The sequence below is a fragment of the Algoriphagus machipongonensis genome, assembly GCF_000166275.1.
Classification (GTDB): domain Bacteria; phylum Bacteroidota; class Bacteroidia; order Cytophagales; family Cyclobacteriaceae; genus Algoriphagus; species Algoriphagus machipongonensis.
Genome location: NZ_CM001023.1, coordinates 1,460,581 through 1,475,060, shown reverse-complemented (window position 1 = coordinate 1,475,060; position 14,480 = coordinate 1,460,581). Strand labels below are relative to the sequence as shown.

At 38.2% G+C, this 14,480-nt stretch carries 11 protein-coding genes; all 11 read right to left on the bottom strand.

Features of this window, described 5'->3' with window-relative positions; all coding sequences use genetic code 11:
* Positions 1–37: 37 nt before the first annotated feature.
* Positions 38–3,505: a hypothetical protein gene (locus ALPR1_RS06350; RefSeq protein ID WP_008199311.1), complete on the bottom strand. Its 3,468-nt coding sequence runs from the start codon at positions 3,503–3,505 to the stop codon at positions 38–40.
* 43 nt (positions 3,506–3,548) lie between these two features.
* Positions 3,549–7,253 carry an ATP-binding protein gene (locus ALPR1_RS06345; protein WP_040302605.1) on the bottom strand — a complete coding sequence of 1,235 codons (3,705 nt, stop codon included), beginning with the start codon at positions 7,251–7,253 and terminating at the stop codon, positions 3,549–3,551.
* 55 nt (positions 7,254–7,308) lie between these two features.
* Positions 7,309–7,560 (bottom strand): hypothetical protein, encoded by a 252-nt coding sequence (locus ALPR1_RS06340; RefSeq protein WP_008199309.1) that lies wholly within the window; start codon positions 7,558–7,560, stop codon positions 7,309–7,311.
* Between the two features lie 31 nt (positions 7,561–7,591).
* Positions 7,592–8,146 (bottom strand): DUF420 domain-containing protein, encoded by a 555-nt coding sequence (locus tag ALPR1_RS06335; RefSeq protein WP_040302603.1) that lies wholly within the window; start codon positions 8,144–8,146, stop codon positions 7,592–7,594.
* Entirely contained in the window at positions 8,133–8,801 is a 669-nt protein-coding gene (locus ALPR1_RS06330; protein ID WP_008199305.1) for an SCO family protein, read from the bottom strand. Before ALPR1_RS06330 ends, ALPR1_RS06335 begins: the two co-directional genes overlap by 14 nt.
* 72 nt (positions 8,802–8,873) lie before the next feature.
* Positions 8,874–9,203, bottom strand: a complete 330-nt coding sequence (locus ALPR1_RS06325; protein ID WP_008199304.1) for a cytochrome C oxidase subunit IV family protein — start codon at positions 9,201–9,203, stop codon at positions 8,874–8,876.
* A 20-nt stretch (positions 9,204–9,223) separates the two neighbouring features.
* Positions 9,224–10,000 carry a cytochrome c oxidase subunit 3 gene (locus tag ALPR1_RS06320; RefSeq protein WP_008199299.1) on the bottom strand — a complete coding sequence of 259 codons (777 nt, stop codon included), beginning with the start codon at positions 9,998–10,000 and terminating at the stop codon, positions 9,224–9,226.
* Positions 10,001–10,027: 27 nt separating this feature from the next.
* The gene (locus ALPR1_RS06315) at positions 10,028–10,609 is read right to left on the bottom strand and encodes a cytochrome c oxidase subunit 3 (RefSeq protein ID WP_008199298.1); all 582 of its coding nucleotides are present in this window, start codon (positions 10,607–10,609) and stop codon (positions 10,028–10,030) included.
* On the bottom strand, positions 10,609–11,517 hold the full coding sequence (gene cyoE, locus ALPR1_RS06310) for a heme o synthase (RefSeq protein WP_008199294.1): 909 nt from the start codon (positions 11,515–11,517) through the stop codon (positions 10,609–10,611). Before cyoE ends, ALPR1_RS06315 begins: the two co-directional genes overlap by 1 nt.
* A 2-nt stretch (positions 11,518–11,519) precedes the next feature.
* Positions 11,520–12,596 carry a COX15/CtaA family protein gene (locus ALPR1_RS06305; protein WP_008199293.1) on the bottom strand — a complete coding sequence of 359 codons (1,077 nt, stop codon included), beginning with the start codon at positions 12,594–12,596 and terminating at the stop codon, positions 11,520–11,522.
* The gene (locus tag ALPR1_RS06300; RefSeq protein ID WP_008199292.1) at positions 12,580–14,466 is read right to left on the bottom strand and encodes a cytochrome c oxidase subunit I; all 1,887 of its coding nucleotides are present in this window, start codon (positions 14,464–14,466) and stop codon (positions 12,580–12,582) included. Before ALPR1_RS06300 ends, ALPR1_RS06305 begins: the two co-directional genes overlap by 17 nt.
* Between the last annotated feature and the right edge of the window lie 14 nt (positions 14,467–14,480).

The following is a 14,480-nucleotide window of genomic DNA, read 5'->3' as shown; positions in this document are numbered from 1 at the left end:
AACAACTATCTACAAGTAACAAAGTTACATTTTTTTATCAAAACAGAGCCGAAACCTGCATTCTTCCCACATGAACGATCTGATCTAATCCTTGGGAATTTCTCCCTTCATAAACCAAATTAAGTTGAAGCCCTTCCCCTATTTTTTGAAGCCAATTTAATGTCCAGGTTACGTTTGTTCCAGGAGTCAAAGCTTGCAACATTTCATATCCTACAGGGGAGTTGGAAACTCCATTGTAATCAATTTGAATCAATTTGAGGTTTCCCGTTAAAGTTGTTTTGATAGCCTTTGCATAGCGTAAATCCAATCCAACCTGATGCAGTGTGGCTTTTTCTTCAAACTCTAGATTTTCGTGATTCTCTTTATTGGTGAAGGAATAAGATGCTGTTGTCCTAAAAAATGGACTAGGTTGCCATGCGAATTCCGGCCCTATCTGATGCTGACCAATTTGGTAATTTCTATTTGCTAAATAATCTGAGCTAGAAACTCTTTCCCCTTTTCCTGCTACCACTCGAAGTGAGCTGCTCGTTGAGAAATTAAACCTTGAATTCAGTTTCCAGTCTTTTTGAATATGATCTTCAAAACCTCCAGATAGTAATTGTTTTAGCTGTGAATCAAAAAGAGATAGATCAAACCCAAATTTCGCGGAAGCTCGATTGAAAAAGAAAGAAGTTCGGATTACCTGTCGTAATGAAAGAATATCCTCTCTATCCACTTTACCAATAAATGGATTGACTCTATCCCCAAAATCATCTGATGTAACTTTCTTTTCCACGCTTAGACTGGTGGTATTGGAAAAGCGGTGAAGAAAAGACCGAAAGCCTCCCTCTTGTTTCCATTCTTCTGGAAACCTCGCTTGAAGCCTGTAATTCAAAATACTAGTATATGCCTGGATGAATGTGTCTGTAGGAACAAACACCTTGATAAATTGCTTTTCTTCAGGGTTGATAGCGAGATAAAATTCATTTAGCTGTTGGACTCCATCTCCATTATCATCTCTCCAAGTATGCGTACCATCACCATTTGGTGCAGGAAGAAAAATAAATTCCCTTTGCAACTCTCGGCCATTACCTATCGCATAACTAAATTCATTTCGGATTACATTATCCCATAAGCTTCCTTGATAATCCAACTTACCCATCACCGTAAGTTCTGAAGGAAGTTCTCGCATGATGTATTTCAATTCCCGGTAGGTAAAAGTACTTCTCAAGCTATGCTTTGTCCATTGCTTGCTAAAGGTGAAGTTGGAAGTAAATGCTTTAGTGTCGTTTTCAAGTTTACCTTGGAAAGGGGCACGATCTTCACGCCAAGCGGCATCTACCAGGAAGGAATAAGAAAGCGAATCATTTGATTTCAAATAGAGCAAATGCTGCTGGAAATTCATTGCAGTACTTATGACCGAGTCCTTTTCCGTATCCAAAAGGGTGTTTCTATCTACAGAAAATTGATAGCCTGGAACAATAAATTTTGACTGAAATGACATATCCCCTAAATACCTAATCCAGTCTGTATCCAAGCTATCCTGTTGGCTTTCCAACTGAAAAAATTCCTGCCGGACCCGTATCCTTTTACCCAACTCCAAATTCCAGTTCGCGGTATGCTGGCTACCCTGTAAAACACCTTGTCTATTTCTTAGATAAATCCGGTAATCAAAGTGATTGAGCAGGTCCTTTTCCAGAGAAACCCGAGTCCAAAAGAGCTTTTCTGCCGCAGCATTCTGGAGAGCCTCGAGAGATAATCCCCAATCTCTATCAAACTCAATATACCTTAATCTATCTATGAATTTAAAGTCAGTAGAATTATACTCAAACTCCGTTTGTCCATTAAACTCATACCCTTTCAGAAAATTTATTTTTCGCTTTTCAGACTGTAGCCCTATTTTCCACCCAAGGCCTTGATTATCCTCATCATCTAAAGGAGAAAAAAGATTCATATCCTGAGAAGACAGGGCAATTTCTGTGTAAACTTTTTCATGCTCACTCATTTTCACCCGAGTACCAGCGGTCATCATCCTCTTGCTATCTGGTGAAGGGAGCATGGTCAAAATAGAATAATCACCTTGGGATTGTCCATTCACCTTCGGGACGTATTCATAAACTGTACCGTTGGCAAGCTGGTTTTTGCGTCTATAATCTCCTTGATTTTGTCCCACCTGAGAGAAAGCCAAGGCATAATGAGCGAGTTCAGGATTGGTAGAATATTGGTAATAAACAATCGAGTCACCCATCGAATTATAATCGATGATTTTCTCGTACAAAATTCGGTTTTGATCAAAAGCTACGCTGTCAATTCTTGGAATAAGTGCATCTTGAGTATTGTCCCCTACAGAAGAAAGTAATCGCTGTTCGGACTGATTTAACTCTGTGAAAAGGGGACGATTTCGGTTATCCTTTTCCTGGTAATAATTCAAATAGAACTCAACATTTTCATTGCTCTGGGTGTGATTAGCCCCAATAATTGAACGGCTATAATTCCTTTCAGCATATTCAAAATCTACCCGAACTCGGGAGTATTGAGTGATTAACACTTTGGGAGTGAAGGTGATTTCAGCCTGATTATAATCGATTACATAATCTGCATTAAACCCACGCTCTAATTGTTTTCCATCCAGAAACACCCGCTCTGAATTTGCCATGATAATCACAAAACGCTCATTTTGGGGACCTTTAATTTTATAAGGACCTAACACTCCTTCCAAAATTGGCACTTGGATGGAAGCAAACTTTCCTTTGGCAATAGATGCAAAGGCCTGAGAGCTCGCTTCCCAATTCCCTTTCAATTTATAATTAGATGTAAACTGGATTCCCTGTACATTTTTATAATACCTCAGAAACTCAGATTGTCTTTGCTGCAAAACCACATCTCCTGCTGCAAGGCTGAAATCATCATTATATAATTCAATCAACACATTATCAAAGTCCTGAATCTGCTGTGTATTTCCCTCAGGTTGAAAGGGCACATTCTGATCAGTGATGCTGGCTCGGATATTTAAATTCTCAGAGATACTACCCTCCAACTGTAAATTCAGCGCTGAGTTAACAAATACATTTTGAGTATTTCCGAAGGAAATCCCTCTGGTCAAGCTTCCTGATTTATACAAATTAGTGCTAGGAAACAGTTCCTCACGAAAATCAAAGGTAGGCGACTCTTGCAATTGAGCATTTCTAAACATTGCTGTAGAGTCATAATCCTGCATCAAAGTTCTTTTCGCCAATGGCCTATCAAAACGTAAAGCAAATGTTCGGTAGCAAAGCCTCAAAGAGTCTGGATAACTATCCTCTTCAATAAGGAATTGGAGGCTATTCGAATTTAGGTCATATTTAAAATCAAAACTCTTCCCATTTCTATCTAAAACACGAATGCTTTCCTCTAAGACAGAAAGGGAGTCTATCACTTGAGGTTTTAAAAAATCAGAAGTGTTCACCCAATAACATTTCTCTTGCGCTTGTACCGAAGCAGCCGCTGCAAGTAAAATAATTATAGAAAACACCCAAAAACGAATCATCAACAAAAGCCCCTTTTATCACCAATGTACTAAAAAGGAAAATTTATTCGAGGAGTGGAAATGTCAGGTAAAAAGTTGTCCCCTCATCTAACTCTGTTTCAAACCATATTTTACCACCTGCTGTCTCTACTCCACTTTTTGCTATGGCCAAACCAAGTCCTGAACCTTGGGTTTTCGTACTGAAATTAGGAATGAATATTTTATCACGTAACTCTGGCGAAATACCTTTTCCATTATCGGTAATTTCAAGGAAAACAGCCTGATCACTCATCCACAACCAAATTCTTATTTCAGGTTTTTTATCACCTTCTACTGCCTGAATTCCATTAATGATCAGATTACTGATTATTCTACCGAACAGCTTATCGTCTCCAAAAATGGGGATATCTTTTGTGTAGGAATCGTCTTTAAAATAAAGGTCTAAACGCTCATCATTTTTAAAAAGCTCGATTACCTGACTTAACACCTCCTTGAAATTCATCAAGTCATTTTTGGGAAGTGGCATTTTAGCAAATGTAGAAAAAGACGAAGCTATACCGCTCAAGGCATCCACTTGGTGAATCAAAGTTTCTAGAGATTTTCTAAGCTTATCCTGATCCTGCAAAAGCCCAGCACTTTCCAGCCTTAATAAATGCTGCAAAGTGAGTTTCATTGGAGTCAATGGATTTTTTATCTCATGTGCTACCTGTTTCGCCATTTCCCTCCATGCAGATTCTTTTTCCGTTGAAGCAAGTACCTTTTTACTTGATTCCAGTTTGAAAAGCATGTTATTGTATTCATTGACTAGCAAGCCAATTTCATCTTTGGAAGCCCAGTACATAGGTTCATTATCCTCCAAATTAGTCGCTTTCAACTTTTGTGTTAGCAGCTTAAATGGAAAAGTAAGGTTTTGGGAAACAAAGAATGAAACGATCAAAAACAGGATAAAGATGATGACAAATGCATTGAAGATATTACTGAGCACATCAGATATCAGTGAATTCAATTCTGCTTCAGACTCGAAAAATGGCACAGCCAAGATCCCAAGATTTTCCTGATTGTTTTGGGATGGGATGGCCAAGTAGACCGATTTATAAACGAGTTTCCCAATTCTTTCTTCCGCTAAAAACAAATTTTGATTCATCCCTTCTATCTCAGCCAAAGCTTCAGGGTTAATCCAATTAGATAAGATTTTTTTATCGAAAATATTAGGCCTATTAGTAGACTCAAGAACTCCCTCATCTGAGTAAACATGAAGGTCACTGGCGATCGTATTTGCTAGATTACTTACTTCCTCATTCATCAAATCTTGATCCATGTCAGATACTTTCTGATTGGTCAAAAAGCTCCCCAAGTTACCTCGGATAAGGCTTGCCTTCTGAATATATTGCCTATCCAGATCTTCTCTATAGCTATTTGCCAGAAGACCAATCGTAATAATGCTTATGATGATAATAGGAAAGAAAAAGGCGAAATTCAGGTAAAGCTGAAGTTTGGTAGAGTAATTAAACTCAAAATTTCTATATCCTTTGAAAAGTGTATTGATCAGAATGGTCACAAATGTCAAAAACACAAACAAGACGAAGTATAAAGAAATATTACCGAAGAAATGAGAGGTAGATATATTTGGCGAGGATATTACTATCAACTCCTCCCCGTTAGGAATTCCAAAATGCTGATAATTTCCTACGTGAATCCCTTCAGTTAAGAGCTTAGGCTCTCCGAGTCGCGCAAGCAGCTTTGGGTTTAAATAATTAAAAGATCCTGAGTTTCTGACCAGCTCCTCCCCTTGAAACACCCCGTAATCATATCTAATAGGGTCTAAACGCTCAGAATATTTCTTATCGAGAAGTAATTTGGGATAGACACTTGTTGGCTGTACTCTTAACTGATTTAACTCTAAAAATATGTTTCCTTGGAGGGAGTTATCTTTCATCACAGGGATAAATGCGATAAACCTGTTACCACCACTTCTCTCATTTCCACGAATAAAATATAGGTCTTTTACGCTGGTCGCATAATCACTATTTATGTATTGGAGTCTAAGATCATTTAAGTCTCCGAGGTCTTGTGCTCCCTGAAGTTGCTGTCCAGAAGAAGAGAACACCCCGATTTTCACTTCAAATTGATCGAAGTAATTATCCAGGTAAATTTTACGGATTTTGGACTCAATGGGATCTTTTGATAGCAATGGATCGGCCATCCGATTTTGAATAAACAAATCAGACTTTATCCTAGTGAAAATCTCGCTAATGAAAAACTCTGTCATCAAATCATTCTCAATCAAATTTTGATTAGCAAATCTGATTTTAGATTGAATCAACTTATTTTTTTCTGTTTGGAATGTACTAACTCCACATATTCCAGCTGTAATCAGGCAAGCAAAGAAGAATGTCAAGAAGGTCGAAAGCCCCAGTTTGAAAACATTTCTAAACAACTCAAACTTGATGATTACTACCAGGAATGCGATATGAATAAGCCATACTACTCCCGCCCAGGCGCTGAAAAATGCCATGATCGCGGCGATAGGTAAAGCAATGGCAGCTAGCCATTGGTAAAGGACTTTTTTCTTTCTGTAAACTTCCAGAAGCAAGTTGACCAAAGTCAAGGACATCAATGCATAAATCGCTCCCCAAAAGAACAGAATCAGAAAACTCAATCCTTTAAACCAATCAAAATTCGGGATGGAAGTGATATCCAAAGCCCATTGGGAATTAGAAATAATGTCACGTGGTAAATACCAAATCATATAAACCCCCAGTGAGCTAATCAATAAAATGATCAAACCAAAAACTCGAATCTCAGTTGTAGTCTGAAATGTTTTGATCTTTTCTCTGAGTTCACTTGAGGCGAGAAGGAAAATAATCATCCCAAACACGATCACAGCACAAATGGTATTTAAGACCAAATCCCCTAGGCTCGGGTTCAACCAAGAAGATGCATAATTGCCAGAATCAAAAAGCGGGATATTTAAATACGCTCCCGGAAAGTCAAGCAACAACATAATCATCCGGAAGGCACCTAAAACCAAGATCGCATATCCTACCGATTGCCAACGCTGTTTTTTACGCCACTTATTTAAAACAAAATCAGAGCTTAAAAGGAAATACAATAAAAATACTGAGGTAAAGAAGATTAGGATGGCTGGATTAACCAGTCGGTCGGAAGGCTGATAACCAAAAAGAAAATTGACACCAAAAATAGGGATTCCAGCAGGGTTCTTTACTTTCAGGCTTGCTTCCTCCTCCACTGGAAATAACTCAAATCGGTTATTCCCAAACACCTCAGGATTTGCTCCTGTCACTAAGTAATCATTCTCAATATTCCCTGGGAAAATCAACCTTAGAGCATGCACCATTAACAAGGGAGTTCCCTCTCTGCTGACTTCTCGAATCTTGACAAGGAAAGTACCGTAAGGGTCTTCGATCAACTGATATTCATTTTCCTCATTCAATTGATCAAAATCGAATGAAAAAGTGAAATCTGACCAATACAATAATTCTCTCTCGGGACTTAAAATAAAATAAGGGTGAGAATTGGGTATGGCAGTGAGCTTTTCAAAAGAGATAGAATCCGACGATCTCACATTCATCAAGATTTGAATAAAATCTTCATCAAATTCTTGATCAACATTTTGTATTCTTTCCTGCAAAGCCTGCAAATAGATCTTCTCCTCGCTTTTTTGGAAGAAAAAGAAGTTGAGTACCAGTACAGTTAGTAAGGAGAATACACTGATCAATATGATCAAGCGTCGGGATCCGTAGCTCATTTATCTAAAAATAAAAAAAGCAAAGCCTGAATCAAACTTTGCTATAAATGAGATGTTAATGCCAAGACAATTTTGCTTTCTTCTTTTTGGCAGCTCTATACCAAAGTATACCGATTACCATGGCCATCAAATAAGGCATCACAAACAAATAAAGAATTCCGGCATTGAGACCAGCTCCAATTGTTGTTTCCCCATTTGATACATTGTTTTCTACTGAAGCCCGGCACATCGCACATTGTGCAAAAGACTGAACTTGCAGCAACATAAACAGCGTAAAAGCAAAGACAATTTTAAGTAATCGGTTCATATTCCAAGTAACGGATTTTTATTCCGACAGTTTAATGAATATAATAAGGACTGATCATCAGGTAAACCACTACTCCCGTAATCGTCACGTATAACCAGATAGGATAGGCAAATTTAACCAATTTTCTGTGTTTTTCCCGCTGATCTGTATACCCATAATAATAAGCAAATAAGATCGGGAACAATGCGATTGCAGCAAATAAGATATGGCTGATTAAAAGACCATAATAAACAGGCCTGATCCACCCTTCTCCTCCAAAGCTGGTGCTTTCTGCAGCTCCATGATAAATCACATAGGACACTAAGAAAATCGCCCCTAGCACAAAAGCAACCGTCATGGAGGCTTTATGAAAAGGGATGTTTTTTTTCTTGATAAAAACTAATCCGAAAATCAATGCAATCGTGGCAGCGCTATTAATTACAGCATTTAAATGAGGTAGAAAATAAACCCAATCACTACCCACATCTACTTTTGCAGGCATAAACAAAAGAACTGCAACAGCTACAGGAATAATTACTGAAATAGCGATTATCCAGTTCTTTACCTTCCTTTCATTTTGCATCAGAGTTGTTTTACTCGTTTCCATGCAACAATATTTTAGTTTCTAATATTAACAAGTCTACAGACTCACGGTCCGTACCACTATAATACCCGCGAATTCTTCCTTGTTCATCTATCAAAGTAAACTTATCGCTATGAACAAAATCATCGGGAATTCCATTTCCATCTAAAGTGGGAAGTATAAATCCACATTTAGCTAATCTGTAGGTCTCTAATTTATCACCAGTAAGAAAATCCCACTTTCCTGCATCCGCATGATGTTTGTCGGCATATTCCTGTAAAATTTCCGGTGTATCGTATTCCGGATCTATGCTTATAGAAAGTATCCTTACGTTTGGGTTATCTCTAAAAATATCATTCACTCGCTCCATTTCTTGTGACATGATGGGGCAAATACTTGGGCAGGAGGTAAAGAAAAAGTCTACAATTGTAATCTTTCCTTCCATTTGTTCCTTGCCCACTGGATTTCCTTCTTGATTGGTAAAAGTAAATTCAGGAATGTAATGCTGGGTTGAATCTCCAATAGGACACTCTTTAAAAGGGTTATTGGTCCCGTTCTCATAATAAACGGGGATCTCATAGTTATTCTCACCAAAACCTCTTAAAAACAAAAAGATCAATAATGGTATCAAAAGAATACATACCAAAACCAATCCCTGTAATAATCTAAGTCCTCTCATAATATCACTTAACAAAAAAGAAGGTTGAAGTGTCTCACTCCAACCTATCTTTTTTAGATTTTTTTTTACTGTTTACCAGCGCAGCATAAAGATATCTGATCCTTCCTTAGCTAAAGCGATTAACAACCATACTAAGAAAATCAAAGGTACAATGATGGAATAGAATAATGGTTTTACTTCATCTCCCAAGTGCATAAAGTCAAGCATGATATATCTAGCTTTCCAAATCGTCAAGGCGATGAAAAGGAAATATAAAAGCAAACCTCTATCCATGGTAAATGCCATGATAAATTCCGCTACAGTAATTGCTAAAAGAATTCCGGCTGTTTTCCAGATTTTTTTAATTTTTTCATCGTTACGTGGATGAACTTCTAGCGTGGATTTATTTTGTTGAATTTCCATATCTCGAAAATTTTAAAAGCTTAGATAAGATAGAACAAGGTAAATACGAACACCCATACAAGGTCTACAAAGTGCCAGTAAAGACCGATTTTCTCTACCATTTCATAATGACCTCTTTGATCGTAAATCCCTACAGCTGCCTGATAGAAACAAAGGAATAAAAGGAAGACACCAATCGTTACGTGAAAACCATGGAATCCAGTAATGAAGAAAAACAACTGAGCAAATGCTGCAGGTCCATACTCATTGACATTAAGATTGGCTCCATGTACAAGTTCAGTAACCAAATTATTCATGGAGTTAATGTAGGTCAATGTAGTACCTCCGTCTGTTCCATGGATAAAGTGATTCCATTCCCAAGCCTGACAGCCTAAGAAAGTAGCACCACCAACAATCGTCCAAAGCAACCATTTCACTACATCCTTACGGTCATTTCTATGTCCCGCTTCCACAGCCAATACCATGGTTACAGAAGAGGAAATCAAAATAAACGTCATGATACCAACAAACACCAAAGGAGCATGAACGCCATGCACAAATGGGATAGCATCAAATACCAATTCTGGTATTGGCCAATATTCATTTGACCCAACAAAGTCAGTAGCAGGTCCAGCATAAGCAGGATAACTAACTCTGATCGAAAGGTAAGTAATCAGAAACGCAGCAAAAGTGAAAATGTCGGAGAGCAGGAAAAACCACATCATCAGTTTTCCATAGCTGGCCTTCAGAGGTTCATTTCCACCTCCCCAAATGCCCCTTTTTGAGCTTACTCCAATAGCAGTAGAATGCGCAGACATAAATTATTGGTTTGTAATAAATTTATTTTAATGATTTAAAAGCAAAAACATAAAGAGATAAAGCCAAAGCCCACCGAGAAAATGCCAATAAGTTGTGGCCATTTCCATTCTCACCATGGCTTTTGAATGTATCTTATATTTGAAACTCGAAATTAATACAATAATCAGAAATATCACACCACTGATTAAATGTAGGGCATGTAATCCTGTAAAGACATACAGAAAAGATCCAGCAGGATTTCCCACAAAGAAAACCTCTTCATCGACTAATGCTACCCAAGAGTACCACTGGCCAATAAGGAAGGCTATACCCAAAATGACAGCTCCAGTTAATCCTATTTTTAAGCCCGCTATATTATCTTTCTTAGCAGACGAATATCCATATTGTAGGAATAAACTACTCAGAACCACGATTCCAGAAGTTAACCAGAAGATTTGTGGTAAATCATATTCAAGCCAATTGCCTTCTGATTGCCTTACAATATAGGCAGAAGTCATCGCTGCAAATATCATCACCACACTCACCATAAAAAGCCATAAAGCAAACTTCTTTGGGTGCATGGAGATTGGTTGCTCCACTAAATCTACATACTTGAGTTCCTTTTCCATTATTGTGGTAATTTATCAAGCAGGTAAGCTATCTGAACAATTGGCAAGTATAAAAACGAACCAAACATGATTTTAAGAGCAGATTTTCTTGAACAGTCTCTCATCAAGGAGAATGTTTGAGCAAGAAATAAAGCTCCGCAAATGGTAGCTACAATACCAGAATTCAATCCTGTCAACCCAAAATAGCTAGGTAGTAAACCTAAAGGAAGAAGGAATAAGGTATAAATCATTATTTGAATAGCTGTGTTTAAATCTTTACCTCCTCCACTAGGAAGTAATTTAAAACCAGCTCTTTTATAATCTTCATCACTTACCCAGGCGATAGCCCAGAAATGAGGAAATTGCCAAATAAATTGAATCCCGAATATGATTAGGGCTTCATAGGAAATGGCTCCTGTAGCAGCTGTCCATCCCAATAAAGGAGGCATGGCACCTGGAATCGCTCCTACAAATACTGCAATAGGTCCTACTCTTTTAAGCGGTGTATAAGCAAATACATAAAGCACCATACTCAATACTCCAAGCCAAGTGGTCAATGGATTAGTGAAAATCCATAGTAAACCTATCCCAATAAATCCAATCAAGAAAGTAAACCAGTAAGCCTCTGACAGAGAAATAATCTGTAAAGGAAGCGGACGGTTTTCTGTTCTTTTCATCAATTTATCCAAGTCCCGCTCCATGATTTCATTGGCGGCACCAGAAGCTCCACTGATAAGAAAACCACCTAAAGCCAATCCTAGAAAACTAGTCCAGCCAAAAGAAGTACCCGTATCCCCTAAGATAAATCCGAATACAGCAGAAAATGTAACCAAAGCCGATAATCTGAATTTTAATAATTCTGAATAGGCTTTTAATCTGGTTTGAACCAAGTGATATATACTATGGTCAGTTACGCCGACTGTCCTCATTTTCAATTTGCGTTTAATCGAAATTGTTTTTGCTCTCGCAATTGTAAGATCAATAAATATTGAACTCCTAATATTAAGATCCCTATCAACAAGTGAATCGGCTGAAGGAAGGCTGGAATTGCAAAATATGCCATTCCCATTCCGGTGGCGATTTCAACAATCACCAATACCATCAGCAACTGGGACCAATAATTAATTGTAGATTTTCTTAGCGTATACTTAAATGCCCAGAAGAAATACAACACATGAACTCCTAATAGAAGTAATGAGAATGATCGATGAATAAGGAATGGTAATCCAATCTTTTCTATCCATTGACCTCTCAACATATTACCTAAAGCAAAAGAAATTTGGTCAATTTCTTCTCTCACTTGTGTTCCCAAAACTACTTGAACCAACATTAAGATAAGCGCAAGGATAAGTACCCATTCAATTTTTGATGGAACATCCATACTAACTCCTCTTTTGCTCCTCAACCTTCCCGACCGGTGATACAAGTATATCATGACGCCTACCTGAAGTATGGCTAACATCATATGAAATGTAATCATCCAATGAAGTAAATTGGTAGAAACGACTAGAGAACCTATCCATCCCTGAAACAGCACTAAAACTAAGGAGCCAATAGCAAGTATTGGAATCCAGCGATCCAGCTTCCATAATGGGAATGATTTCCATACTGTCAGTATGATAAAGAAACCTATAATTACTCCCACTAGTCTGTTTAGATATTCAATCCAGGTCTTAACCGGATTAAATTCTTCTTCTATCAGAATGGATTTATCGTTGGCAATGGCATCAGCCATTTCATCGAATCCAAGTTTTTCAAGGGTAGCCACAAACCGATTGTTTTTGGCAATTCTCTTTTGGAGATATATTTCCTGATAATTTTCCGGAAGTTGGTCAACACTTGTTGGTGGGACTACACTTCCAAAACATTTTGGCCAATCGGGACAGCCCATTCCAGATCCTGTAGATCTGACTATCCCTCCTACCAAAATCAGGAAATAAACAGCTATCACAGTTAGAAAACTAATCTTGCGAAAGCTGCTTATTTTATTTTCAGTGCTTTGACTCATTTGCAACCAAAACCTCTTCCTCATCCTTCATGATTTCCATTTCAAGCTTAACCTGCTCTTGCTCATGAGGCAAGTTGGATTCTGGGGTAGCGGAAAGAGGTACAGTCTGAGGAATAAAATCTTCTTCAGCTCCAGGCTTAGAATAATCGTAAGGCCATCTGTAAACTGCAGGGATTTCTCCAGGCCAGTTACCGTGTCCAGGATGCAATGGAGTAGTCCATTCCAATGTATTAGATCTCCATGGGTTCAAGCTAGCTTTACGCCCTTTGAACATGCTGTAGAAGAAGTTGAACAAGAAGATAAACTGAGCTCCAAATGTGATAATGGCAGCAACAGAAACAAACATGTTCAAATCAGTATACATATTCGCAAATTCAAAGTTTGTCCAAGAGTAATATCTTCTTGGGAAACCTGCGATTCCAATGTAGTGCATTGGGAAGAATACCATATAAACCCCAACGAATGTTAACCAGAAGTGAATGTAGCCTAACTTGGCGTCCATCATTTTTCCGAACATTTTTGGGAACCAGTGGTAGATACCAGCAATCATTCCGAAGAAAGAAGCTGACCCCATCACCAAGTGGAAGTGAGCTACTACGAAATACGTATCGTGAAGCTGAATATCAATAGCAGAGTTACCAAGGAAAATACCTGTCAAACCACCAGAGATAAAGAAGGAAACCAAACCAATGGAGAACAACATCGCAGGTGTGAAGATCAAGTTACCTTTCCACAAAGTGGTCAAGTAGTTAAATACTTTCACCGCTGATGGAACTGCAATAATCAATGTTAAGAACATGAAGATTGATCCAAGGAAAGGATTCATACCAGACACAAACATATGGTGAGCCCATACAATAAATGCCAAAATCGTAATTCCCAACATTGAAATAATCATCGCCTTATATCCAAAAATTGGTTTTCTGGAATTGGTAGCAATAACTTCAGAAGTAATACCTAGTGCTGGAAGAAGTACGATATATACTTCAGGGTGACCCAAGAACCAGAATAAGTGTTGGTATAGTACTGGGCTACCTCCAGTGTTTGGAAGAGCCTCTCCATTGATATAGATATCAGATAAATAAAAGGATGTACCAAAGCTTCTATCAAATACAAGAAGTAATGCAGCAGCTACCAATACTGGGAAAGAAAGCAAACCGATTACAGCTGTTAAGAAAAACGCCCAAATGGTCAATGGAAGTCTAGAGAAAGACATCCCTTTCGTTCTTAAATTGATAACGGTAGAGATATAGTTAATTCCACCAAGTAAGGAAGAAGCAATAAACAAAGTCATCGCAACTAACCAAAGGGTCATACCTAAACCTGAACCAGGAATTGCTTGCTCAAGAGCAGAAAGAGGTGGGTACACTACCCATCCACCACCGGCTGGACCAGTTGGTATAAATAGAGAGATAAACATGATCACACCGGATGCAAAGAAGAACCAGTAGGACAACATGTTCATAAATCCAGATGCCATATCTCGGGCACCAATTTGTAATGGAATCAAGAAATTGGAGAACGTTCCACTAAGACCTGCTGTCAATACAAAGAATACCATAATGGTACCGTGCATTGTCACTAAAGCCAGGTAAAAGTTAGGGTCCAATTTACCTGCATCGTCTAACCATCCGCCCAAAAGAGGTCGAAGGAATTCTAAACTCATGTCAGGGAAACCAAGTTGTAATCTGAACAAGATAGAAAGGAAACCTCCAATCAAAGCCCAGAAAATACCAGTTACCAAGAACTGCTTACCAATCATTTTATGATCAGTAGTAAATAAATATGTTGTCACAAAATTACCATGATGCTCGTGATCGTGATGATCGTGAGCGTCTGTATCATGATTGGTGATAGATGCTGTTGACATAATCTCTAATTTTG

What these genes read in the sequence shown, in the direction of transcription:
- ALPR1_RS06350 (WP_008199311.1), bottom strand. Translation starts at nt 3,505, where the DNA reads ATGATTCGTTTTTGGGTGTTTTCTATAATTATTTTACTTGCAGCGGCT.
- ALPR1_RS06345 (WP_040302605.1), bottom strand. Translation starts at nt 7,253, where the DNA reads ATGAGCTACGGATCCCGACGCTTGATCATATTGATCAGTGTATTCTCC.
- ALPR1_RS06340 (WP_008199309.1), bottom strand. Translation starts at nt 7,560, where the DNA reads ATGAACCGATTACTTAAAATTGTCTTTGCTTTTACGCTGTTTATGTTG.
- ALPR1_RS06335 (WP_040302603.1), bottom strand. Translation starts at nt 8,146, where the DNA reads ATGGAAACGAGTAAAACAACTCTGATGCAAAATGAAAGGAAGGTAAAG.
- ALPR1_RS06330 (WP_008199305.1), bottom strand. Translation starts at nt 8,801, where the DNA reads ATGAGAGGACTTAGATTATTACAGGGATTGGTTTTGGTATGTATTCTT.
- ALPR1_RS06325 (WP_008199304.1), bottom strand. Translation starts at nt 9,203, where the DNA reads ATGGAAATTCAACAAAATAAATCCACGCTAGAAGTTCATCCACGTAAC.
- ALPR1_RS06320 (WP_008199299.1), bottom strand. Translation starts at nt 10,000, where the DNA reads ATGTCTGCGCATTCTACTGCTATTGGAGTAAGCTCAAAAAGGGGCATT.
- ALPR1_RS06315 (WP_008199298.1), bottom strand. Translation starts at nt 10,609, where the DNA reads ATGGAAAAGGAACTCAAGTATGTAGATTTAGTGGAGCAACCAATCTCC.
- cyoE (WP_008199294.1), bottom strand. Translation starts at nt 11,517, where the DNA reads ATGAGGACAGTCGGCGTAACTGACCATAGTATATATCACTTGGTTCAA.
- ALPR1_RS06305 (WP_008199293.1), bottom strand. Translation starts at nt 12,596, where the DNA reads ATGAGTCAAAGCACTGAAAATAAAATAAGCAGCTTTCGCAAGATTAGT.
- ALPR1_RS06300 (WP_008199292.1), bottom strand. Translation starts at nt 14,466, where the DNA reads ATGTCAACAGCATCTATCACCAATCATGATACAGACGCTCACGATCAT.